This window comes from Streptomyces sp. NPDC001594, assembly GCF_042893675.1.
Classification (GTDB): domain Bacteria; phylum Actinomycetota; class Actinomycetes; order Streptomycetales; family Streptomycetaceae; genus Streptomyces.
In genome coordinates this window covers 12283-35825 of record NZ_JBIAVB010000018.1, presented here as the reverse complement: position 1 = coordinate 35825, position 23543 = coordinate 12283, and the positions used below count along the sequence as shown (strand labels likewise).

At 75.5% G+C, this 23543-nt stretch carries 19 protein-coding genes and 1 tRNA gene; 18 read left to right on the top strand and 2 right to left on the bottom strand.

Features of this window, described 5'->3' with window-relative positions:
* The first annotated feature begins 26 nt into the window (after positions 1–26).
* From ACFY0O_RS30395 to ACFY0O_RS30385, 3 genes are all read left to right on the top strand, one after another.
* Positions 27–344 carry a DUF6412 domain-containing protein gene (locus ACFY0O_RS30395; RefSeq protein ID WP_388952517.1) on the top strand — a complete coding sequence of 106 codons (318 nt, stop codon included), beginning with the start codon at positions 27–29 and terminating at the stop codon, positions 342–344.
* Between the two features lie 123 nt (positions 345–467).
* Positions 468–1166, top strand: a complete 699-nt coding sequence (locus ACFY0O_RS30390; RefSeq protein WP_388952515.1) for a YidC/Oxa1 family membrane protein insertase — start codon at positions 468–470, stop codon at positions 1164–1166.
* 132 nt (positions 1167–1298) lie between these two features.
* The gene (locus tag ACFY0O_RS30385) at positions 1299–2156 is read left to right on the top strand and encodes a fumarylacetoacetate hydrolase family protein (RefSeq protein WP_388952513.1); all 858 of its coding nucleotides are present in this window, start codon (positions 1299–1301) and stop codon (positions 2154–2156) included.
* A 271-nt stretch (positions 2157–2427) separates the two neighbouring features.
* Here the strand turns inward: ACFY0O_RS30385 and ACFY0O_RS30380 are convergent, their stop codons facing one another.
* Positions 2428–3528, bottom strand: a complete 1101-nt coding sequence (locus tag ACFY0O_RS30380) for a Gfo/Idh/MocA family oxidoreductase (RefSeq protein WP_388952511.1) — start codon at positions 3526–3528, stop codon at positions 2428–2430.
* Positions 3529–3583: 55 nt separating this feature from the next.
* On the opposite strand from ACFY0O_RS30380, the gene ACFY0O_RS30375 reads away from it, so the two are divergent.
* From ACFY0O_RS30375 to ACFY0O_RS30315, 13 genes are all read left to right on the top strand, one after another.
* Positions 3584–4687 (top strand): ROK family protein, encoded by a 1104-nt coding sequence (locus ACFY0O_RS30375; RefSeq protein WP_388952509.1) that lies wholly within the window; start codon positions 3584–3586, stop codon positions 4685–4687.
* 370 nt (positions 4688–5057) lie between these two features.
* Complete coding sequence (locus ACFY0O_RS30370) at positions 5058–5840, top strand: hypothetical protein (protein ID WP_388952506.1); 783 nt, start codon at positions 5058–5060, stop codon at positions 5838–5840.
* A gap of 699 nt (positions 5841–6539) precedes the next feature.
* Complete coding sequence (locus ACFY0O_RS30365; RefSeq protein ID WP_388952504.1) at positions 6540–7313, top strand: GntR family transcriptional regulator; 774 nt, start codon at positions 6540–6542, stop codon at positions 7311–7313.
* 145 nt (positions 7314–7458) lie between these two features.
* Entirely contained in the window at positions 7459–8580 is a 1122-nt protein-coding gene (locus ACFY0O_RS30360; RefSeq protein ID WP_388952502.1) for a TIGR03364 family FAD-dependent oxidoreductase, read from the top strand.
* 5 nt (positions 8581–8585) lie between these two features.
* The gene (locus ACFY0O_RS30355; RefSeq protein WP_388952499.1) at positions 8586–9302 is read left to right on the top strand and encodes a phosphonatase-like hydrolase; all 717 of its coding nucleotides are present in this window, start codon (positions 8586–8588) and stop codon (positions 9300–9302) included.
* A complete protein-coding gene (locus ACFY0O_RS30350; RefSeq protein ID WP_388952496.1) occupies positions 9299–10348 on the top strand; it encodes an ABC transporter ATP-binding protein in 1050 nt (349 codons plus the stop codon). The genes ACFY0O_RS30355 and ACFY0O_RS30350 overlap by 4 nt, the downstream gene beginning before the upstream one ends.
* Positions 10341–11186, top strand: coding sequence for a 2-aminoethylphosphonate ABC transporter permease subunit (locus tag ACFY0O_RS30345; protein ID WP_388952493.1), 846 nt, complete (start codon positions 10341–10343; stop codon positions 11184–11186). Before ACFY0O_RS30350 ends, ACFY0O_RS30345 begins: the two co-directional genes overlap by 8 nt.
* Complete coding sequence (locus ACFY0O_RS30340) at positions 11173–11970, top strand: ABC transporter permease (RefSeq protein ID WP_388952490.1); 798 nt, start codon at positions 11173–11175, stop codon at positions 11968–11970. Before ACFY0O_RS30345 ends, ACFY0O_RS30340 begins: the two co-directional genes overlap by 14 nt.
* A gap of 45 nt (positions 11971–12015) precedes the next feature.
* Positions 12016–13113: a 2-aminoethylphosphonate ABC transporter substrate-binding protein gene (locus ACFY0O_RS30335; protein ID WP_388952488.1), complete on the top strand. Its 1098-nt coding sequence runs from the start codon at positions 12016–12018 to the stop codon at positions 13111–13113.
* 173 nt (positions 13114–13286) lie between these two features.
* Positions 13287–14867 (top strand): alkaline phosphatase family protein, encoded by a 1581-nt coding sequence (locus ACFY0O_RS30330; RefSeq protein ID WP_388952485.1) that lies wholly within the window; start codon positions 13287–13289, stop codon positions 14865–14867.
* Positions 14868–14989: 122 nt separating this feature from the next.
* A complete protein-coding gene (locus tag ACFY0O_RS30325; RefSeq protein ID WP_358895544.1) occupies positions 14990–15769 on the top strand; it encodes an HAD-IIA family hydrolase in 780 nt (259 codons plus the stop codon).
* Positions 15770–15873: 104 nt separating this feature from the next.
* Entirely contained in the window at positions 15874–16482 is a 609-nt protein-coding gene (locus tag ACFY0O_RS30320) for a hypothetical protein (RefSeq protein ID WP_388952482.1), read from the top strand.
* Positions 16479–17141 (top strand): class F sortase, encoded by a 663-nt coding sequence (locus ACFY0O_RS30315; RefSeq protein ID WP_388952480.1) that lies wholly within the window; start codon positions 16479–16481, stop codon positions 17139–17141. The genes ACFY0O_RS30320 and ACFY0O_RS30315 overlap by 4 nt, the downstream gene beginning before the upstream one ends.
* A gap of 88 nt (positions 17142–17229) precedes the next feature.
* Here ACFY0O_RS30315 and ACFY0O_RS30310 read toward each other — a convergent pair.
* Positions 17230–17303 (bottom strand) — tRNA-Lys (locus ACFY0O_RS30310).
* A gap of 218 nt (positions 17304–17521) precedes the next feature.
* Here ACFY0O_RS30310 and ACFY0O_RS30305 point away from each other — a divergent pair.
* Both ACFY0O_RS30305 and ACFY0O_RS30300 read left to right on the top strand, forming a co-directional pair.
* Entirely contained in the window at positions 17522–19366 is a 1845-nt protein-coding gene (locus ACFY0O_RS30305; RefSeq protein WP_388952478.1) for a peptidoglycan-binding protein, read from the top strand.
* A gap of 2180 nt (positions 19367–21546) precedes the next feature.
* A complete protein-coding gene (locus ACFY0O_RS30300) occupies positions 21547–23379 on the top strand; it encodes an SPFH domain-containing protein (RefSeq protein ID WP_388952476.1) in 1833 nt (610 codons plus the stop codon).
* Positions 23380–23543: the final 164 nt, after the last annotated feature.

Genomic DNA, 23543 nt, shown 5'->3' with positions numbered 1-23543 from the left:
GGCGTCGTGAGGTTCGACGGTTCAGCGTGTCCTCTTTCCTGTTCCACGAGGGCTCCCGGGCCGCCCGGCTGCTCGTCGCGCTCCTGCTGCTCGGCGGGGTGCTGGGGCTGCTGTCCGGGGAGGCCGGGCTGGCGGCCGGGGTGGTCGCGCTGGCCGCGGCGGTCGCCGTGGGCGCGGCCGTGCTGGCGGCGGCGTGCCTCGTACGGTCCGTTCCGCCGCACCGCATACGTACCGCGATCCGTGATCGCGAGCAGCGCACGGCGTTCCTGCCGCAGCGCGATCCCGACGCTTCGGGCCGGTCGCGGCCCCGGGCGCCCGGCCGTCTGGTCCTGACGGCCGCGTAGGGGCGCGCAGTGTCCGCTGCTTTCCGCTTTCCTTCTGCTGATTGATCGCTGTGTCGCCCCTCGCGGGTCGTCGCGCCGAAATGCACCTTTTCGACGTTCGACGAGACCCCTCGGAGGGCCCGCGTGTCCGTTTTCACTCATCTCGTTGCCGAGCTGGGCCGGCTCCTGGAGCCGGTACTGGCCGAGTCCGCGACCGCTGCCGCGATCGTGCTGTTCACCCTGCTCGTACGGCTCGCCCTGTTCCCGCTGTCCCGTGCCGCGTCCCGTGCGGCGACCCCGGTCGCGGGGTGTCTGCCGGTGCTGCTGCAGCTGCCGGTGTTCTACCTGATGTACCGGTCCTTCTCCTCCGGCGGTGAGCTGCTGGGGCACCGGCTGTTCGCCGCGCCCCTCGGGGCCCACTGGTCGGGGGCGCTGGAGGCGGGCGGTGTGTTCGGGCCGCAGGGGCTGGTGTTCCTCGGGCTGTTCGCCGCGATCGCGGGGGTGGCGGCGTGGAGCGCGGTGCGGGGGCGGCGGGCCGCCGCGGTCGCGCCGGCCGTGGTGCCCGTGCCGCCGTCGCGGGCGAAGGGGGCGGGCGGGGCGGTGGCGCCGAGTGCCGAACAGCTGGCCGTGATGCGCAAGCTGGGTGGCGTCCTGCCCCTGCTCTCGTTCGGGACGCTGATCACGGCGGCCGTCGTGCCGCTGGCCGCCGGGCTGTACCTGCTGACCACGACGGCCTGGTCGGTCGCCGAGCGGGCCTGGCTCCAGCGGCGGGCCGCCACCGGGGTGGCGGGACCGGCGGCGGGTGGGGCGGTCGCGGGTGGAGGGGTGCGTTCCAGTCTGTGAACAGGGTCTTGCGGATTGTTCGGACATCTTGGAGGATCGGCCAATCCTCCGATGGCCGCAACCCATCGGCCGGCCCTCGGGCGCCTCTGGCATGCCCGCGGGTCGACCACCCACGACCACGGGAGAATGCCCATGAAGCTGCTGCGTGTCGGACCCGCCGGGTCGGAGCGTCCCGCGCTGCTCGACCAGGACGGGGCCCTTCGCGATCTGTCCGGCCTGATCACGGATGTGGACGGGGCACTGCTGGCCGACGACTCCGTGCTGTCCCGCGTACGGGACGCCGCCGCGGCCGGTGAGCTCCCGGCGCTGGACGCGGAGGGGCTGCGCATCGGCTCCCCGGTCGGCCGGATCGGCAAGGTCGTGGGCATCGGCCTGAACTACTTCGGGCACGCGGCCGAGATCGGCGCGGAGCCGCCGGCCGAGCCGATCCTGTTCCTGAAGGCCGCGGACACCGTCGGCGGCCCGGACGACACCGTGCTGATCCCGCGCGGCAGCGTGAAGACCGACTGGGAGGCCGAGCTCGGCGTCGTCGTCGGCAGCACCGCCCGCTACCTGGGCTCCGCCGAGGAGGGCCTCGCGCACGTCGGCGGTTACGTCCTGGTCAACGACGTGTCGGAGCGCGAGTTCCAGATCGAGCGCGGCGGCACCTGGGACAAGGGCAAGAACTGCGAGACGTTCACCCCGCTCGGCCCCTGGCTGGTCACCGCCGACGAGATCCCGGACCCGCAGGTCCTGGACGTGAAGCTGTGGGTCAACGGCGAGCTCAAGCAGGACGGCAACACCTCGGACCAGATCTTCCCGGTGGGCGAGGTCGTGCGGTACCTGAGCCAGTTCATGACGCTCCACCCCGGTGACGTGATCGTCACGGGTACCCCGGCGGGCGTGGCCATGGGCCAGCCGGAGCCGAAGCCGTACCTGCGGGCCGGTGACGTGGTGGAGCTGGAGATCGCGGGGCTCGGCCGGCAGCGCCAGGAGTTCAAGGGCGCGTAGCCGGCGGGAGGTACGGGGAGGGGGGCGGGCAGCCCGTGGGCGGCCCGCCCCCTCCCCGTACCGGTCGGCCTTCGGCCGACGCGCGGCGGCGCCGGTTGGCCCGGGCCACGTGCCGGCCGGTCGTGCCGGCCCTCGTTCAGGAACCCGGGGTACGCCTCCTGGGTCTGCTCGCGGAGGGCCTCGACCGCGGCCGCCTTCGCCGCCGCCCCGCGGACGCCGGGACCGCGGGCCGGGTCGGCCCGGATCGCCACGACCGATGTGATCCGCTGGATCACAGGGCCACGGCCACCCCCTCTCGGGACGAAACGCGCGCGGCCTCCAGCACCGCCAGGCAGTGCGCCGCCTCGTCCGCCGTGACGGGAGCCGGTCCGCCCGTGCGCAGCGCCTCCGCGACCGCCGCGTAGTAGGCCGGGTAGTCGCCCGGGACCGTCGGCACCGGGTCGCCGCCGCCGGTCAGCGGGGACTCGCCCGAGCCGAGCCGTCCCCACAGGTGCTCCGGCTCCTCTCCCCACGCCGGCCCGCCCGTACCGCCCGGCCGCAGCCCCTCGCGCAGCGCGGCCTCCTGCGGGTCCAGGCCGTACTTGACGTAGCCCGCGCGCGAGCCGAGGACGCGGAAGCGCGGGCCGAGCTGGGCGGCGGTGGCGCTGACGTAGAGGTGGGAGCGGACGCCGTTCGCGTGCGTGATCGCGATGAACGTGTCGTCGTCGGTCTGCGCGCCCGGGCGGCGGGTGTCGGTCTCCGCGTAGACCCGTACGGCCGGCCCGAACAGCACCAGCGCCTGGTCGACGACGTGGCTGCCGAGGTCGTACAGCAGGCCGCCGATCTCCTCCGGCGCGCCGGACTCGCGCCAGCCGCCCTTGAGCTGCGGGCGCCAGCGCTCGTAGCGGGACTCGAAGCGCTGGACCTCGCCGAGTTCGCCGTCGGCGAGGAGGCGGCGCACGGTGAGGAAGTCGTTGTCCCAGCGGCGGTTCTGGAAGACGGAGAGGAAGGTGCCGGTCCGCTCGGCGAGCGCGGCGAGTTCGCGGGCCTCGGCGGCGGTGGCGGCGAGCGGCTTGTCCACGACGACGGGCAGACCGGCGGTCAGGGCGGCGGTGGCCAGCGGGACGTGGGTCTTGTTGGGGGAGGCGATGACGACCAGGTCGAGCGGGTCCTCGGCGTCGCCGGCGCGCCCCCACAGCTCGTCGGCCGAGGCGGCGACGCGGACGCCGGGGTGGGCCTCGCGGGCCTGGGCCTGCCGGCCGGGGTCGGAGGTGACGACGGTGTCGAGGACGAGGCCCTCGGTCGCGGACACGAGCGGGGCGTGAAAGACGGAGCCGGCGAGTCCGTAGCCGACAAGCGCGACGCGCAGGGGGGCGTGGGGGGAGGCGTTCATGGGTCCACTTTGGCAACAGTGTTGTCTAAGTGCAAGGAGGGTGGACAATGGGCGGGTGAACAGGGCGAACGTGAACGGGTACGGGGGCGGGGACCGTGGCCGCGGCGGAGTGAACCTGCCGGCGCTGCGCGGGCACAACGAGGCCCTGCTGCTGGACCTGCTCCGTGCCGCGGGCCCGCCCGGGCTGGGGCGCGCCGAGCTCGCCGCCCGTACGGGGCTCACCCCGCAGGCCGTCAGCAAGATCACCGCCCGGCTCGCGGCCGAGGGCCTGGTGGCCGAGGCCGGTCGCGACGCCTCGACCGGCGGCAAGCCGCGCACCCGGCTGCGGCTGGTCCCCGGCGCCCGGTACGCGGTGGGGGTGCACCTGGACCGGGACGAGCTCCGGGCCGTACGGGTCGATCTGGCGGGCGGCGTCGTCGCGCGGTTGAGCGGCCCGCTGGACTTCGGGGCCGGCCCGGAGGCGGTGGCGGAGGCTGCCGTACGGGCGGTCGGGCGGGTCTCGGCCGGGGCGGCGGCGCCTCGGCTGCTCGGGGTGGGCGTGGCCGCGCCGGGGCCGCTGGACTGGCGGACCGGGGTGCTGGGGCGGGTGACGGGGTTCCCGGAGTGGGATGGGTACCCGCTGCGGGAGGTGCTGGTGGGGCGGCTGGGGCTGGCGGTGGTGGTGGACAAGGACACCAACGCCGGGGTCGCGGCGGCGGGCCCGGGCGGACCGGGGCCGGGCGCTGTCGTGTACCTGCACTTCGGGACCGGGCTGGGGGCGGGGCTGTGGCTGGACGGGGCGGTCTACCGCGGGGCGCGGTCGGGGGCGGGGGAGTTCGGGCACCAGGTGCTGCGACTGGACGGCCCGCCCTGCCGGTGCGGGGGCCGGGGCTGCCTGGAGGTGCTCTGCCTGGAGGCGGCGGCCCGGGGTGACCTGCGGGGGGCGGCGCGGGTGCTGGGGGAGGGGGCGGCCAACCTGGTCGCGCTGCTGGACGTGGATCGTGTGCTGCTGGGGGGTCGGGTGGTGGCGGGGGCGCCGGAGGTGTTCGTGAGCGGGGTGCGCGAGGTGCTGGCCGCCCGGGCCCTGACGGCCGCCCCGCCGACGGTGGGGCTCGCACCGGCCGGGGTCGCGGAGGGCGCGGCGGAGCTGGCGGCGGGCCGGCTGTTCGGTCGCGGCTGAGGCCTGGTGGGCCCGGCCGCTCTGGTCGGCGCGGGTGGCCTGGCCGGCCCGGTCGCTCCGGGCGGCGCGGGTGGCCCGGGGAGCCCGGGTTGCCGGGCTGGTCGGGCGGGTGCCGGGGCCCGGGGCGATCCGGGCCTCGGGCCGCGTGCCTTGGGTGTCGACGGGGTGGCGCGGAGGGCCCGGGAGTCCGTGTTGCCCGGGCTGGTGGGCGGGTGTCGGGTCGCCGGGGCCATCCGGGGGTAAAGCGGGAGGAGTCGGGCGTGGGGGTGAGGTCGGGGTGTGGGGGCGTGGGAGGGTGCGGGCAGGGGCGGGGTGATTGTCACCTCGTCCGATCATCACTCGTCCGGCGAGCAGAGCAGCGAGGTCTTCCATGCGACTGCGCAACGCCCCCGCCCTCACCGCCCTCCTCCTGGCCCTCGCCGCACCCTCCGCCACCGCGGACAACGGCCCCGGCGGCGCCCCCCACCCCGGGCCCGCCCCCGCCATGCCCGCGCCGGCGCTGCCCTCCCGCGCGCGGGCGAGCTGCGGGGACGGCAAGGGCGGCGCCTTCCCGATCGGGGCCCGGATCCGGGGTGGACCGGTGGTCTACCGGGCCGGTGGCGGTCCGCAGAGCTGGCTGCTGGACCTGACCAACACCACCGGCGGCACCTGCACCGCCGTCCACCCCGTGATCGTGTTCACCGACGCCGCCCGGGCCCTGCGCCCCGCCCACCTCCGCATGGAGTTCGAAGCCCCCGGCGGCCGCTTCCCCGTCAGCCTCGAACGTAGCGACCGCGACGAGATCATCGCGGTGTTCGACGGCAAGGACGCCTTCCCCGGCTTCTCCGTGCCGGCCGGCGGCTCCACCACCGTCAAGGTGCAGCTCGCCTTCGCCCCCGACACCCCCCTCGGGGAGGTCGTCGCCGACGCCGCGCTGGTGCAGCGGAAGGGAGACGACGGGGAGTGGGTCGGCGAGGCCGGCGGGTACCGGTTCTCGGTGGAGGGCCCGGAGGAACCGCAGGACGCGGCCGCGGCGGGCTCGCTCGCGCACACCGGGCCCCGGGAGTGGGCCTACGGCGCCGGAGCCCTCGCCGCCCTGGCCGCCGGGGGCGGCTTGCTGCTCGGCGCCCGCCGCCTGCGCCGCACCCCCCGGGGCACCCGGCCCTCCCGCTGAGCGCCCGGCGCCGAGCGCCGAAGCCGCCCCTGTTCGGGCCGTCCCCCGCCGCGCGGGACCACCTCGCGACGACCTGCCCCCTGGTCCGCCGCACCGCCGCCCCGCCGCCCACCTGCCCCGCCGCCTAGGCCGTCTCTTCCGGATCTTGCTCCCCCAGCTACCGCTGGGAGGGGCCCCCAGACCCGCGCCGCCCGGCACCGCACCTCGCCGCCTTGGCAGGGCACCAAGTACGTCCAGTACGGCGGCGCCCCGCCAAGGCGCCGATGCACGGCACCGGACAACGCGGGCTTGACCGGCAAGATCCGAAAGAGACGCCCTAGCCGTGCGGGCCCACGGCAGCGCGTACCCACCGCCGGGCGTGCCCACGGCAGTGCGGGCCCACGGCAGTGCGTGCCCACCACCGGGGGGGACCGCCCCGCCCGGCCCCGCCTCGCGCCCCGCGCCCCGCCGCCCACCCGTCCGCCCGCCCCGCGTGCGGGCCTGCGGCAGTGCGTGCCCACCGCGGTGCAGGACCGCCCGGCCCTCGCGCCCGGCCCCCCTCGCGCCCCGCCCCGCCGCCCGGGCCCATGGCAGTGCGGGCCCACCGCCGGGCGGACCGCCCCACCCCGCCTCGCGCCCCCGCCCCCGCCCCCGCCCCCCAGGTCACCCCACGCCCCCCACCCACCCCTCCCGTACACCTCCCGCACGTACAGTCCGAGCGTGGAAGAACAGAACCGGCACCCCGCCCCCCACCGCCCCGGCTCGCCCGTCCGTTCCGGGATTCCCGAGCACGGCCGCATCCCCAAGTACTACGCCGTCAAGGCCCGCATCGCCGAGCTCCTCGACGAGCTCGGCGAAGGCGGGGCGCTGCCCACCGAGCGGGACCTCGCCGAGCGGTACGAGGTGGCCCGCGAGACCGTGCGCCAGGCGCTTCGGGAGCTGCTGCTGGAGGGCCGGCTCCGCCGGGCCGGCCGGGGTACCGTCGTCGCCGGGCCCAAGCTGGAGCAGCCGCTCTCCCTCGCCAGCTACACCGAGGGCGTGCGCCGCCAGGGCCGCCGGCCCGGTCGCCACCTCGTCGGCCTCGAGCGCTTCCCCTGCCCGCCCGAACTCGCCCCCGGCATCGGCGCCGAGGCCGGTGAGCCCGTCTGGCACCTGGAGCGCGTGCTGCTCGCCGACGACGAGCGCGTCGGACTGGAGAGCACGTACGTCCGCGTCGCCCGCGCGCCCCGCCTCGACGTCGATTTCCAGCCGGACTCCTCCTTCTACGGATACCTCCGCGACAGCCTCGGCATCTCCTTCGGCGACGCCGACGAGAAGCTCGAAACCGTCCTCGCCACCCCCCGCGAGGCCCTCCTGATCGGCACCCCGCCGGCCCTCCCGATGCTGCTCATCCACCGGTTCTCCCGGGACCAGGACGGCCGGCCGCTGGAGCGGGTGCGTTCGCTCTACCGTGGCGACCGGTTCAGCTTCACGACCCGCCTGCGGCCCGAGTAACCCCGGAGAACCAGAAGAAAGCCCCAAACGCGACCGGCCCAAATAACAAGACGATAACGGGTCTAGTCCAAGCGTCGAGGGCTGTTCACCGGCCCGTCGCCCACCCGACCCTCCCGGGTCAACGGCCGGCCCGAGCGTGGACGGCGTGAGAGTCATAGTCGTCGGAGGCGGCGTGGTCGGCACCATGCACGCCTGGCAAGCAGTCCAACGCGGCCACGAGGTCGTCCAGATCGAACGCGAAGCCGAGGCCCGCGGCGCCTCGTTGCGCAATTTCGGCCAGATCTGGGTCAGCGGCCGGGCCGGGGGCGAGGAGCTCGACACCGCCCTGCGGGCCCGCGAGCTCTGGGAGCGGATCGGCGCGGAGGTGCCCGGCCTGGGCTTCCGCGCCATCGGCTCCCTCACCCCCGTCCGCAACGCCCGCGAGTACGCGGTCGCCGAGGCGGCCGTCGCCCGCCCCGACGCCGCCGCCCGCGGCTACAAGCTGCTCACCGCCGCCGAGGCGCGGGCGGTCAACCCGGCCCTGCGCGGCGCCTTCGAGGCCGCCCTGTGGTGCGAGCGGGACGCGGCCGTCGAACCGCGCACCGCACAGCTCCACCTCCGCGAGGCCCTCCGCGCCTCCGGCCGCTACACCTTCCTGCCCGGGCGCGAGGTCCGCGCTCTGGCCGGCCCCGCCGCCGTCCGCGACGACCACGGCGACGTCCACCGCGGCGACGCCGTCGTCCTCGCCACCGGGGCCTGGCTCTCCGGCCTGGTCCGCGAACTCGTCCCCGACCTGCCCGTGCGCCGCGTCCGGCTCCAGATGATGCAGACCGCCCCCCTCGGCGAGCCGCTCACCACCTCCGTCGCCGACGCCGACAGCTTCCGCTACTACCCCGCGTACCAGAGCGGGGCCCTCGACGTCCTCAACGCCGAGCAGGCCCAGACCCCCGTCGCCGCCGCGCACAAGATGCAGCTGCTGATGGTCCAGCGCCCTGACGGCGGCCTGACCATCGGCGACACCCACGAGTACGAGCACCCCTTCGCGTTCGACACCCTCGAAGACCCCTACGAGCACCTCACCCAGGTCGTCGAGTCCTTCCTGGGCCGCCCGCTGCCGAAGATCAGGCACCGCTGGGCCGGCGTGTACGCGCAGTGCACCGACACCAGCCGCGTCGTCCACCGCCAGCAGGTCGGCGAAGGCGTCTGGCTCGTCACCGGACCGGGCGGCCGGGGCATGACCTGCTCGCCCGCCATCGCCGAAACCACCGCGAACGAACTGGGCTGGTGAGCCGCATGACCGACACGACCACGCACCGCAGGCTGATCGTCCTCGACATGGCCGGGACCACCGTCGCCGACGGCGGCCTCGTCGAGCGCGCCTTCGCACGCGCCGCCGACCGCCTCGGCGTCCAGCCCGGTACCCCCGACCTCGCCGAGAAGCTGCGGTACGTCCGCGACACCATGGGCGAGTCGAAGATCTCCGTCTTCCGCCACCTCTTCGGCACGGAGGAACGCGCCCAGCTCGCCAACTCCGCCTTCGAGCGGGCCTACGCCGAGCTCGTCGACGGCGGCCTCGTCTCCGAGGTCCTCGGCGCCCGCGCGGCCATCGAGGAGCTCCGGGCCCACGGCCACACCGTCGCCCTGACCACCGGCTTCGCCCGCGTCACCCAGGACGCCATCCTCGACGCCCTCGGCTGGCGGGACCTGGCCGACCTCACCCTCTGCCCCGCCGACGCGGGCGGCCGCGGCCGCCCCTACCCCGACATGGTGCTGGCCGCGTTCCTGCGCACCGGCGCCGTGGCCGACGTGCGCGAGACCGTCGTCGCCGGGGACACCGCGTACGACATGCTCAGCGGCCGCCGCGCCGGAGCGGGCGTGGTCGCCGGCGTCCTCACCGGAGCCCACAACCGCGCGACGCTCACCGGGCACGGCGCCACGCACGTCCTCGACTCCGTCGCCGAACTCCCCGCCCTCCTCGCCCGCCCCGCCCTCCTCCCGGAGTCGTCGTGAGCGGCATCCGCTTCGACTCCGTATCGGTCGCCTACCACGGCACCACCGTCCTGGACTCCCTCGACCTGACCGTCGAACCCGGCGAGGTCATGGCCCTCCTCGGCCCCTCCGGCTCCGGCAAGACCACCGCCCTGCGCGCCGTCGCCGGCTTCGTGCGGCCCGTCTCCGGACGAGTGCTGATCGGCGGCCGGGACGTCACCGCCCTGCCCCCGCACAAACGGGGCATCGGGATGGTCGTCCAGCAGTACGCCCTCTTCCCGCACCTGCGCGTCGAGGACAACGTCGCCTTCGGCCTGCGCGCCCGGAAGACCCCCAAGGCCGACATCCCCGCCCGGGTCACCGAGGCCCTGGAGATGACGGGCATGGCCGCGTACGCCAAGCGCCACCCCCGCGAGCTCTCCGGCGGCCAGCAGCAGCGGGTGGCCATCGCCCGCGCCCTCGCCATCCGCCCCGGGGTCCTCCTGCTGGACGAGCCCCTCTCCGCCCTGGACGCGCAGCTGCGCTCCGGGATGCTCGCCGAACTGGCCCGGCTGCACCGCGAACTCCCCGACGTCTCCATCCTGTACGTCACCCACGACCAGATCGAGGCCCTCACCCTGGCCGACCGGATCGCCGTCATGGACCACGCCCGCCTCCAGGACTGCGGCACCCCGCAGCAGCTGTACCGGGCCCCGCGCACCGAGTTCACCGCGTCCTTCGTCGGCAACGCCAACCTGCTCCCGGTGACGGTCGCCGACGCCGGCGCCCTCTTCGCGGGCCGCCCCCTGGACCTCGACACCGGACGCGCGGCCCCCGGCGCCACCGCCACCCTGTGCGTACGGCCGCACCTGCTGGGGCTCGGCGAGGGCCCCAACGCCCTGCGCGGCACCATCACCGAGGTGCAGTGGCGCGGCTCGACGCACCGGCTGTACGTCGACGTCGGAGGGCACCGCGTCAAGGCCGACCTTCCCGAACTGCGCGAGACCCCGGCCCTGGGCGACGAGGTCACCCTCCACTTCGAGCCCCGCGACGCGGTGCTCCTGGCGGCGGGGGTCACCGATGGCTGAGGCCCCGCGGGCGGCCCGCCGTCTGCCGCGGGCCGTCTGGGCGCTGCCCCCCGTCGCCGTGCTCGGGCTGGTCTTCCTCTACCCCCTCGCCCTGGTCGTCCGGCAGTCCCTCACCCCCGACAACGGCGGCGGCGCCTTCGACGCCTACTCCGCCGTCTTCGCCTCCCACGCCTTCCGCGAAGCACTCGGCATCACCGTCTGGCTGGCCGTCGCCGCCACCGCCGGCTGCCTGCTCCTCGGCTTCACCCTCGCCCTGGTCATCGCCTTCGTGCCCTTCCCCGGAGCCAAGGCCGTCGCCAAGTTCATCGACGTCTTCCTCTCCTTCCCCTCCTTCCTCATCACCCTCGCGCTCCTCTTCATCTACGGCACCGTCGGCATGGCCAACGGGCTCTGGACGGACCTCCTCGGCGGCGCCGAAGGCCCGTTCCACTTCCTCACCACCCCCTGGGGCGTCCTCCTCGCGGAGATCACGTACTTCACCCCCTTCGTGATGCGCCCGCTGCTCGCCGCCTTCTCCCAACTGGACACCGCCCAGCTGGAGGTGGCGGCCGGCCTCGGCGCCCGCCCCGCCAGGATCGTCCGGCAGGTGATCCTCCCCGAGGCCCTCCCCGCCCTCGCGGCGGGCGGCAGCCTCGTCCTCGTCCTGTGCCTCAACGAGTTCGGGATCGTCCTGTTCACCGGGGCCAAGGGGGTCACCACCCTCCCGATGCTCGTCTACGGCAAGGCGATCCTCGAATCCGACTACCCGGCCGCCTGCGTGGCCGCCGTCGTCAACATCGCCATATCCATCGGCCTGTTCGGCCTCTACCGGGTGGTGGGCAAGCGTGCTGGTGCATAGCAGGGGCGGCCGCTGGGCCGCCTGGATCCTCTTCGGGATCCTCTTCGTCCCCCTCTTCGCCCTGCCCCTCCTCGTGGTCGTGGCCGCCTCCTTCGCCACCCACTGGTCCGGTGCCTTCCCCTCCGGGCCGACCACCGCCAACTACGCCTCCGCCGTCCAGGGCGAGTCCCTCCAGGCCCTGACGACCTCCCTGGTCACCGCCGTGGCCGCGAGCCTCCTCGCGCTCACCGCGGGCACCTGGGCCGCCCTGGCCGCCGCCGCGCTCGGCAAGCGCGGCGAGCGGGTCCTGGACGCCCTGTTCATGCTGCCGGTGGCCGTGCCGTCCGTCGTCGTAGGCCTCGCCGTCCTCGTCGCGTTCAGCAAGCCCCCGCTGCTGCTCAACGGCACGAGCACGATCGTGGTCCTGGCGCACACCATCCTTGTCACGGCGTTCGCCTACCAGTCGGTTTCGGCCGCCATAGTGCGTCTCGACCCCGCGTACGAGCAGGCGGCCGCCTCCCTGGGGGCCCGTCCCGCGTACGTGCTGTGGCGGGTCAGGCTCCCCCTCCTGCTGCCGTCCCTCACGGCGGCCGCCGGACTCTGCTTCGCCCTGTCCATGGGCGAGCTGAGCGCCACGATGATGCTCTACCCGCCGGACTGGACGCCCCTCCCGGTCCGGATCTTCACCGCCACCGACCGCGGTTCGCTCTTCGGCGGATCCGCCGTCGCCGTGGTGCTGATGGCCACCACCCTGCTGGTCCTCCTGGCCGTCTCCCGCGTCCGCACCCGCGCCTCCTACCGCTGACACCCCCGGGCCGCCCCCCCTCCCCTTCCCCCGTAAGGAACCCCCGTGTCCAGAGCCCTCCTGCTCCGCACCGCCACCGCCGTCACCTGCGGCCTCGCCCTCGCCACCACCCTCACCGCCTGCGGCGGCTCCTCCACCGCCGCCGACTCCGGCTCCGACTCCGGCTCCAAGGGCGGCGGCGGGAAGACCGTCACCGTCTACAGCGCCGACGGCCTCAAGAGCGACAAGGGCGACGGCTGGTACGACAAGGTCTTCGCCGACTTCACCAAGAAGACCGGCATCGAGGTCAAGTACGTCGAGGGCGGCTCCGGCGAGATGGTCCAGCGCGCCGTCCGCGAGAAGACCAACACCCAGGCCGACGTGCTGATCACCCTGCCGCCCTTCATCCAGCAGGCCGACGGCAAGGGCCTCCTCCAGGCCTACGCCCCGCAGGGCTCCGACAAGGTCAACGGCGCCGACAAGTCCGCCGACTCCAAGTGGACCTCCGTCGTCAACAACTACTTCGGCTTCGTCTACAACAAGAAGGAGCTGCCCACCGCCCCCAAGACCTGGGAGGAACTCCTCGACGCCAAGTACAAGGGCAAGCTCCAGTACTCCACCCCGGGCGTCGCGGGCGATGGCACCGCCGTTCTCGTCAAGTCGATGCACGACTTCGGCGGCAAGGACCAGGCGATGGACTTCCTGAGGAAGCTCCAGACCAACAACGTCGGCCCCTCCTCCTCCACCAGCAAGCTCGCGCCGAAGACCGACAAGGGCGAGCTGCTCGTCGCCAACGGCGACGTCCAGATGAACTTCGCCCAGTCCAAGTCCATGCCGAACCTCGGCATCTGGTTCCCCGCCAAGGACGGCGGCAAGCCGACCACCTTCGCCCTGCCGTACGCGGCCGGCCTGGTCGCCAAGGCCCCGCACACCGAGAACGGCAAGAAGCTCCTCGACTACCTGCTCAGCGAGGACGCCCAGAAGCTGGTCAGCGAGGTCGGCGGCGGCTTCCCGGCCCGCGGCGACGTCAAGCCCACCGACGCCAACGCCATCGAACTCACCAAGCTGATGGGCGGAGTCGAGGTCTTCGAGCCGGACTGGTCCGACATCGACAAGAACCTCACGGGCTACGTCGACGCGTGGAAGTCCGCGACCGGCAGCTGAGCCTTAACCTCCCGGCCACCCCCACCGGGAATCATATCGAACAGATAACGGGTCTGGACCGAAACCGCACCTCGGCCCGGACCCGGCCGCATGCCGCGCGCGTCCGTCCACGCGCCCGCGGCGCCCGCACGCGCATCCACACCACACACGCCCACTTGCTCCTGGAGGAGTACGTGTCCCCTGTCCTGCGCGGACGCACCCTCGCCGTGACCGCCACCGCCACGGCCCTGCTCGCCACCACCCTCGGCCTCACCACCACGGCCACCGCCGCCCCCGGCGGCCCCGGCGACCCCCGGGCCGCGGCAGAGGCAGCGGCCAAGACCGCCGCCACCGCCGGCTCCACCACCGACAAGGTCCTCGTCATCGGCCTCGACGGCGTGGTCCTCGACCGCGTCAAGGCCGCCAACGCTCCCCACCTCAAAGGCCTGATGGCCGAAGGCCTCACCGCCCGCAGCACCCTCTACGCGAGCCCCATGGCCGCCACCTCCTCCGGCCCCGGCTGGTCCACCATCGCCGCCGGCGTCTGGCCCGACAAGCACGGCGTGAAGGACAACACCTTCACCGGCAAGAACTACGCCGCCTACCCGGACTTCCTCACCCGCGCCGAGAACGCCAAGCCCGCCCTCAACACCTACGCGGCCGCCGACTGGGAGCCCCTCACCTCCACCGACGCCGGCGGCCCGGTCTTCTCCGCCAAGGTCGACAAGCGCCTCTCCCTCAAGGGCGACCGCGACGGCTACGGCAGCGAGGACCCCAAGATCGCCACGGCCGCCTCCGCCGAACTGCGCGACGGCAACCCCGACGCCTCCTTCGTCTACTTCGGCCAGGTCGACGGCGCCGGCCACTCCTACGGCGCCGCCAGCCAGCAGTACCTCGACGCCATCGCCCGCGTCGACACCCTGGTCGGCCAGGTCCTCACTGCCGTCAAGGCCCGCCCCACGTACGCCCAGGAGAACTGGAAGATCCTGGTCACCACCGACCACGGCCACACCGACGCCGGCGGCCACGGCGGCTCCACCCTCCAGGAGCGCGGCACCTTCGTCATCGCCAAGGGCGCCGGGATCGCCGCCGGTTCGGTCCGCGACGACGTCAAGCTCGTCGACGTCGCCGCCACCGCCCTCGCCCAGGTCGGCGTCCCCACCACCGGACTCGACGGCGCCCCCCTCGACGCCCCCGACGACGACCCCTTCGACACCCTGCGCCCCGCCCTCCAGGCCCGCGCGGACGAGACCGGCATCCCGGCCGGGACGAAGGGCTTCACCCACACCCCGCCCGCCGGCTGGTCCGTGGACAACTCCAAGATGGGCACGGGCGGCGTCACCGAATGGGCCGGATGGGCCTTCGCCACCGACGAGTTCTGGAGCCAGGCCCAGCGCGACCAGTGGCGCGAGCTGAACGTCCGCTCCCGTGACGTGTTCGCCGTCGCCGACTCCGACGAGTGGGACGACAAGGCCCACACCGGCACCTTCGACTCCACCCTGATCACCCCCAAGTGGCCGGTCACCGGCGCCACCACGCGCACCCTGGCCTTCCAGACGCACTACCGCCACGAGGCCGGCCAGACCGCCCAGGTCCTCGTCTCCTACAACGGCGCCGCCCCGGTCGTCGTGAAGACCTACACCGCCGACGCGGTCGCCAAGACCGAGTCCCTCCCGCTCCAGATCCCGGCGGGAGCCATCGACGTCCAGGTCCGCTTCCGCTACAGCGGCACCAACAACTGGTTCTGGACCGTCGACGACGTCCGCCTCGGCTGAGCCGTTCGGGCTGAGCCGTCCGGGCCGTGGACGCCCCCCGCGTCCACGGCCCGCGCCCGCTAGGGTGGGTGGTACAGACCACAGACCCACAGGTCAGAGGCGACCAGAGCGGAGAGAAATCCGTGGCAGAGCGCAAGCCGATCGAATCCTGGCTCACCGACATGGACGGGGTCCTCATCCACGAGGGCACGCCGATCCCCGGCGCCGATGCCTTCATCAAGCGGCTGCGCGAGTCCGGCAAGCCCTTCCTGGTCCTCACCAACAACTCCATCTACACCCCGCGCGACCTCCAGGCCCGGCTCAGCCGCATGGGCCTGGACGTGCCCGTGGACAACATCTGGACCTCGGCCCTCGCCACCGCGAAGTTCCTCGACGACCAGCGCCCCGGCGGCACCGCGTACGTCATCGGCGAGGCGGGCCTGACCACCGCCCTGCACGACATCGGCTACGTCCTCACCGACCACGAGCCCGACTACGTGGTCCTCGGCGAGACCCGCACCTACAGCTTCGAGGCCATGACCAAGGCGGTCCGCCTGATCAACGCCGGCGCCCGCTTCATCTGCACCAACCCCGACGAGACCGGCCCCTCCACCGAGGGTCCGCTCCCGGCCACGGGCGCGGTCGCCGCGCTGATCACCAAGGCGACCGGCAAGCAGCCGTACTTCGCGGGCAAGCCCAACCCGCTGATGATGCGTACGGGCCTCAACGCCATCGGCGCCCACTCCGAGACCAGCGCGATGATCGGCGACCGGATGGACACCGACGTGCTGGCCGGCCTGGAGGCGGGCATGGAGACCTTCCTCGTGCTGACCGGCCTGACCACGGCCCTGGACACCGAGAAGTTCCCCTACCGCCCCACCCACACGGTCGACTCCATCGCGGACCTCGTCGACCTGGTGTAGCCGTCGACGCGGACGCGGATGGCTGACACGTACGGGCCAAGAGAGCGCCGCTCCGGATGCGGAGCGGCGCGCCGCGCGTGAATCTCCTAGGGAGGAGGTTCACCATGCGAAGTTCTCTGCTCGCTCTCCGTGCCGCAGCGGTGGCCGTGACCCTGGCGGCCTGCACCGCCGTGACCGCCCCCGCCGCCCTCGGATACGACGGGGACCGCGGCGGTGGCGTCTCCGTCGAACCGAACCCGGTCGAGCCCGGCGGCCGGGTCAAGGTCCGCGTGCGCGCCTGTGAGGGGGACTGGGCGGTGGCCCGTTCCCCCGTCTTCGACGGAGAGGTCCGGCTGCGCAAGGGCCACGAGGACCCGCGCACCCTCTTCGGCGAGGTCGAGATCCAGCGGCACGCCGAGCCGGGGTGGCACGAGGTCCGGGTCAGGTGCGAGGGCCGCGACGACGGCCTGCGCGGCTCCCTGGAGGTCCGCCGCGACCACCGCCCCGACCCCCACCACTCGCCGGTCTGGCCGGTCCACGCCGGCGGCGGCGCGATGGCCGCGCAGGTCGCCGAGACCACCCGGCTGGCTTCCGGCTCCGCCGCGAAGAAGAGCCACCACGGTGACGGCCCCGGCCTGCCGCAGACCGTGGTCGGCGCGGTCCTGGCCGCCGCGGCCACGCTGGTGGTCGCCGGGCGCGCCCTGACCCTGCGCCGCCGCCGCAACGGCGGATGAGCGGGCCCCGAGCCTCCGCCGGCGGCCGGCTGCTGACCTTCACGGCCTGGTCGGTGCTGGTGCTCGGGCTCTGGCTGTGGGGCAAGGAGATCACCGGGGTGCCGGGCGTTCCGGTCTCCGGGCGGGCCGGCGGGCAGGCGGGCCCGGGCCTCCCGGCGGCGCGGGCCCCGCTGACGGCGGCGATGCCCGCGCGGGTCGACGTGCCGTCGCTGGGGGTGCAGGCGCCGGTGATCGCGCGGGGCCTGGACCGACAGGGCGCGATCGAGCCGCCGCCGTACGAGCTGCCCGGCACGGTGGGGTGGTGGGGTGCGGGCCCCGCGCCGGGTGCGGTGGGGGCGGCGCTGATGGTGGGGCACGTGGACACGAAGTCCAAGCCCGCCGTGTTCTTCGGCCTGGGCTCGGTCAAGCCGGGGGAGAAGATCCGGGTGGCGCGGGCGGACGGGACGGTCGCCGAGTTCACCGTCGAGGACGTACGGGTCTACGAGCGCGCGGGCTTCGACCCCGCGAAGGCGTACGGGCCGCGGGTCGCGGGCCGCGCGGAGCTGAGGCTGGTGACCTGCGGCGGTACCTACGACAAGGCGGCCCGGCAGTACTCGGCGAACGTGGTGGTCTCGGCGTACCTGACGGGCGCGGGCGCCAGGCCGGGGGCGGCGGCGTAGCCCCGTTCCCGGCCCCTGGGGCGGAACCCTTGTGGCAGAACGAAGAAGCCCCTCGCAGCTTTCGCTGCGAGGGGCTTCTCCTCGTCTGTGCGCCGCCAGGGACTCGAACCCCGGACCCGCTGATTAAGAGTCAGCTGCTCTAACCAACTGAGCTAGCGGCGCTTGCTGACAGGGAAAACTCTACCCCACGTCCGGCGGTGCTCGTGACCAGCCGCGCCCGCGTTGTCCGATTAACCCATGTTTGAGGGGTTTGTCGTGCACGATATGTCTGGGTCGAACCGCATCTGACGCTCCGTCGGGTGCGGTCCGTGGCCCGGACCGACGACGAGCAGGAGCGATCGGGCCCGGTCGGGACCGATCAGGGGAGTGGACGGAACCGCATGACGACGCAGCCTCCGGTGCACGTGCAGATGCCGATGCCGACGCCTGTCTTCGAGGAGTACGAGCCCGCCGGCGACTGCGCCTGCCCCGGCTGCGCCCACCGCCGCAGGGTCCTCGCGGGCGGGCGGGCCATAGCGCTGCGCGACGCAGGGCTGCCGGCCGTGCGCGGCGCCCGCCGGGCGCTGGTGCTGGCCACGGCGGCCGGGGTGGTCCTGGCCACCGCCGCCCAGGCGGCCGCCGCCCTCCCGCCCCACCCCGCCCCGACGAACCCCCACCCCGCCGACCCCCTGCCGAGCCCGGCACGGGGAGCGGGGCCCGCACCCGGGGCGGGGTCCGCGCCCGGGGTGGGGTCCGCACACGGGCCGGGCTCGGCGCAGGGGCCGGGGTCCGCGCCCGCGGCCGGTTCCGCGTCTGCGGTCGGTGCCGCGCCCGCAGGCGGTTCGGCGCCCGCGGCCGGTCCCGCACGCGCGGCCGGTCCTGCACGCGCGGCCGGTCCCGCACGCGCGGCCGGTTCCGCGCCAACGGATGCTTCCGCGCCCGCAGGCGGTTCGGCGCGCGAGGCCGGTTCCGCGCCTGCGGGCGGCCCCGCACCTGCGGCTGCTTCCGCCTCCCCAGTCGGTCCCGCGCCCGCGGCCGGTTCCGCACCCGCAGGCGGTTCCACGCGCGCGGCCGGGCCTGGCCCGTCGGGCCGCCGGGACACCCCGGGCAGCCCGCAGGGTGGCCGGGCCCCGCTGCACGGCCGTCCGCGCCCCCCGGCCGCCGGGCCGGGCCGGCCGGGCGCGCCCTCCCTGGCGCGGCGCATCGACCGCGCCACGATCATCAACCGGGCGAAGCTGTGGCTGGAGGCGCAGGTCCCGTACAGCATGTCCGAGTACTGGACGGACGGATACCGGCAGGACTGCTCCGGCTACGTCTCGATGGCCTGGAACCTCGGCACGAACGAGTGGACCGGCAGCCTCGACACCTTCGCCACGAAGATCACCAAGGAGGAGCTCCTGCCCGGGGACATGCTCCTCTTCCACAACCCGGCGGACCCCAACAAGGGCTCGCACGTGGTCCTCTTCGGCGGTTGGGTCGACGAGACCCACACGCACTACATCGCCTACGAGCAGACCCCGCCCCTCACGCGGCGGCAGGCCACGCCGTACGGGTACTGGGAGAACGGGGCCAAGTACGTCCCGTACCGCTTCAACGGGGTGACCGGCGGGATCCTCCCGGGCGACTCGGTGCCGCCCGCGAAGCAGCCCTCGGCCACCTTCCCCGGCGCGTCCAAGTTCGGCCCCGGAGCCGACAACAAGTACGTCGCCGAGCTGGGCCGGATGCTGATCGACCGGGGCGCCCTGCGGTTCTACCCCAAGGGGCCGAGCACCAAGTGGAGCGAGGCCGACCGGCAGGCCACGGAGGCGTTCCAGCTGGCGCAGGGCTGGACGGGCGCCGACGCGGACGGCATCCCGGGCCCGGACACCTGGCGGCTGCTGGTCCAGCGCCAGGGGGCGGACATCGTACCGACGGGCCGCACGGCACCCCCGCCGACCCTCGACACGGCCCCCCACCCGGCCCCCCACCCGGCTCCCGGCACGGCCCCCCACCCGGGGCCGGCCGGGGTCCCGGCCTACCCCGGACCGAGGGTCTTCCGCCCGGGCCAGTCCGATCCGGCGATCGCCGTGATGGGGCGGCAGCTGGTGAAGAAGGGCTTCGGCAAGTACTACGCGGCAGGTCCGGGCCGCACCTGGTCCGAGGCGGACCGCCGCAACGTCGAGGCCTTCCAGCGCGCGCAGGGCTGGCGCGGCGCCATGGCCGACGGCTACCCGGGCCCGGAAACCTGGCGCCGGCTGTTCGCATGACGGAGGCAACGATGTACCCCACCCGCACCACGTCCACGACGGGCACCTTCCACCCCGCCGCCTCCTTCCCCACGGGCCGCCCCCCGACGGCCGCCCCCCGACCTACGGCCGCAGCGGATCCCGCCCCGGCCCCTGCCCCTCCGGCGGACACACGGCCCCGCGCCGGGGACGCCCCACCGGCCGCCGCCTCCCACCCCGGCCCGGCCTCGGCCGCCGCCGCTACCAGGTGGGCCCACGCCGACGAACTGCCGTCGGCTGCCGCTTCCCACCCGGGGTCGGCCCCAGCCGCTGCGGCGGGCGCCGCCCCCTGGCGGCCCCGCGCCGACGAGCTGCCCCTGACCCCTAGGCCCGGGGCTGCGGCCCACGCGGAGCGGGTCGCCGCCGCGCGGTCCCGCGACGGCGAACTGCCGTCGACCGCCGCTTCCCACCCCGGCCCGGCCTCGGCCGCAGCGGGGCGGTCCCGTGACGGCGAGCTGCTCCTGGCACCCCGGCCCGACCGCATCGCGCCGGAGCCGTCGGCGTCGACCGCGGGCATTGCCGCCGGGCGGCCTCCGGTACCCCGGCCCGGAGGCCTGCTCCCGGAGCCGCCGGGAGGGGCCGACACGCCCGAGTGGCGGCGGGCGCCGCAGTCCGCACCGTCGGGTGCAACGCGGCTCACCGGCCCGGACGGTTCGGCCCCGGCCGCCGACGGCACCTCCGCCCCGCAGGGCGACGAGACCCCACGACCTCGCGCCGTTGCCCCTGCCTGGGCACCGGACCCGACGCGCGTGGTCCGGATCGGCGAGACCGCCCGGCAGGCACCGGGCCGGACCGCCGCCCCTGCCGGAGACCCGGGCCCGCGACCGGTGGCCCCGGGAACGGGACCAGGGCTCCCGCCGGGCCCGACCGGAGCCACCCGTTTCACCTCCGGCCCCGCCGTGACGGCCCGCCCGGAGTCCTCGGGGCCGTCACGTGCGGCGCACCCTGCCGGTGCGGAACCAGTGGCGCGGGCCACGTATCCGGCCGGCCCGACCGAGACGTCCCACCCGGAGCCGCACTCCTCCGTGTTGCCGCATGCGGGGCGTCCTGCCGGTGGGGACCTGCCGTCGCGGGCCGCAGGTACGGCGGTGACGGACCGTTCGGTTGCGGACTCTTCGGGGTCGGTGCGTGCGGCTTCGGCAGAACCCCCGGCCGACCCTGCCGTTACGGCCCGGCGGGAGTTTGGTTCCTCCGCGTTGCCGCACGCAGGGCACTCCACCGGCAGGGACCTGCCGTCGCAGGGCGCAGACCCGGCTGGGGCGGACCGTACGGCGGTCGAGCCCTCGGGGTCACCGCGTATGGCGCACCTGGCCGGGGGTCCGGCCGGGAGGGCCCACCCGGAGTCCCCCGTGGTGCCGCGTGCGGACCTGCCGTCGCAGGGCGCCTCCCCGGCCGGGGAGGGTCGGTCGGCGGCCGAGTCCTCGGGGTCGGCGCGTGCGGTGCCTGCCCCGGCGCCGGCCGGTCCGGCCGTGACGGCTCACCCGGAGCCCCAGCCCTCCGGGTTGCCGCACGCCACGGGTGCCGCCCGCCTGGCCCCGGCCGGGCCCCTCGCTGCGGAGGCCGAGCCCTCGCCGCGCCACCAGGTCAGCGGTACGGCCCCCGGACACACCGCCGGGGCCGACCCGGCGGCCGCCCGCGCCGGTCGGGTCGCCGAACAGCCGGAGACGGTCGGAGGCGCGGCACGTCCGCAGGCCCCGGCCCAGGCAGGGGAGGCGGCCCACCCGGCCCGGCCCGGGGTGACGGTGCCCGGGTACGCGCCCGGTGGCCCGGCGGCCCCGTCCCGCGCCGCTCACACGGCCGCGCCCCCTCCCGGCGCCGGCCACCAAGACCCCGCGCCCCAGCCCCACCCCGGTCACGAGGCCCCCGCCACCCCCTTCCGGCCCGGCCACCAGGACCCCGCGCCCCCGTCCCGACCCGGTCAGGAGGCCCCTGTGTACTCGTCCCGGGCCGGTCAGCAGGCCCCTCTCGCCTCGCCCCGCGCCGGTCACGAGGCCCCCGCCACCCCCTCCCGGCCCGGTCGCCAGGACCCCGCGCCCCCTCCCGGCGCCGGCCACCAAGACCCCGCGCCCCAGCCCCACCCCGGGCACGAGGCCCCCGCCACCCCCTCCCGGCCCGGCCACCAGGACCCCGCGCCCCAGCCCCACCCCGGTCAGGAGGCCCCTGTGTACTCGTCCCGGGCCGGTCAGCAGGCCCCTCTCACCTCGCCCCGCGCCGGGCACGAGGCCCCCGCCACCCCCTCCCGGCCAGGCCACCCGGCCGACACCGACCCCGCCCGTGAACCCGCGCCGGAGGCGGCCATCACGGAAGCCATGGCCGGCCGGGCCCGGACGGCCGGCGACGCTCCGAGGGGCCCGGCCCGCGTGGGCACGGGCGCGCCGGAGCACCCGACCGCCCCGGCCCCGCGCACCGCCCCGGACCCCCACGCCACCCGCGCGGAGCCGCAACACCCCGCCACCGGAACCGAGTTCCACCCCCCGGCCGCCCGGACGGAACCCCGGCCCGCCACCGCCCCCCAGGACACCCCCGCCACCCGCGTGGCACCCGAACCCGCGACGGCCCCCGCCCCCCGGGCGGAACACGACCCCGCGACGGCCCCGGTGCGCACCTCCTCCCCCCACACCCCCGCCACCCGCGAGGGCCACGAACCCCCGGCGCCCCCCGCGCCCCGCACCCCCGCCTCCCCGGCGGAGCCCCAAGCCCCGGGCGTCGCTGCCGAAGGCGGCGGGCAGGGGTACGCCTCCCACCCGAAGGCGCAGCCCCCCGCTCCCACCGCCCCCCAGCCCCCCGCAGGGATCCCGCATCCGCAGGGGGCCGGGGTGCCCGGGCCCGGGGTGGCCGAGATCGTCGCGCGGGCCGTCGCGCGGGGGATCGAGGGCGGGGAAGGGGCGCGGGGGGAGACCCCCGGGGGCCCCCTCGCCCGGCGCACGCCCCCGCGCGGGGCCGCCGTCACCGCGGTCCCGGTCCATCTGCCCTTCAGCGCCCGGCCCGTGACCGCCGGAACCCCCGGAACCGCCACCGGGACGGAGTCCGCGACCGCGACCGCCCCCGCCCACCGCCCCGCCGAGCGCGCGGCGTCGACAGGGCGGCGGGTGCCCCGCGGGGACGAGCGGCTGCGGGAGCACCGGGGGCCCGTGCTGCCGGGGTGGATCGCCGTCGTCGTCGGCGCCCTCGCCCTTACCGGCTGCGCGGCCGTGCTGTGGCGCGCCGGGGTGGTCCCCGCCGCCCTCGTCGCCGCCTTCGGCGTGCCGCCCCGCCCCTACCACGGGCTCCGCGCCACCCACTGGCCCCCGCTCGCCTTCCTCGGCGTCGTCACCCTCCTCGCCCTCGGCGGCCTCGGCCGCGCCCGGGCCGGCCACGCCTGGGTGCTCACCCTCTTCGGCAGCTACCGCGGCACCGTCCGCCGTACCGGCCTGACCTGGATCAGCCCCCTCCTGCTGCGCCGCCGCGTGGACGTGCGGCTGCGGCACTGGCGCAGCGAGCCCATGCCCGCCGTCGACTCCGGCGGCCTCGCCCTCCAGGTGGTCGTCCAGGTCGTCTGGCAGGTCAGGGACACCGCCCGGGCCACCCTCGCCGTCGAGGACCACATCGACTACCTCGCCGAGCAGGTCGAGTCGGCCACGACCCGCGTGCTGTCCCGGCTCCCGGCCGACGCCTTCCACGACGACGCTCCCACCCTGCGCGACGCCGAGGCCGTCGGCGAGGCGCTGACCCGGACGCTGGCCGCCGAGACCGAGGCCATCGGCATCGAGGTGTTCTCCGCCCAGCCCACCCGCATCGAGTACGCCCCGGAGGTGGCCGAGGCGATGCGCCGCCGCCGGATCGCGGCGATCGACGCCAAGCACCGGGACAGCGTCCTCACCGCCGTCGTGGACGCGGTGGACGACACCGTGCACCGGCTCACCTCGCGCGGGATCGTCGAGCTGGACGACTACGAGCGCAAGGTGCTCGTGAAGGACCTCACCGTCGCCTTCTACACCGGCAGGTCCGATCAATAACCGCCATAGCACCGCTCAACAGGGAAACGGGTGGCCGGTAATGACCGGACCACCCGTTTTCGCACGGGGATGGACAGGACCAACTGCCGTCAATACTGTGGGACTTGGTCTAGACCTAGCCTCCCGCAGCGGCCCGCACCCCGCCCCCGCGCCCGTCCCCACAC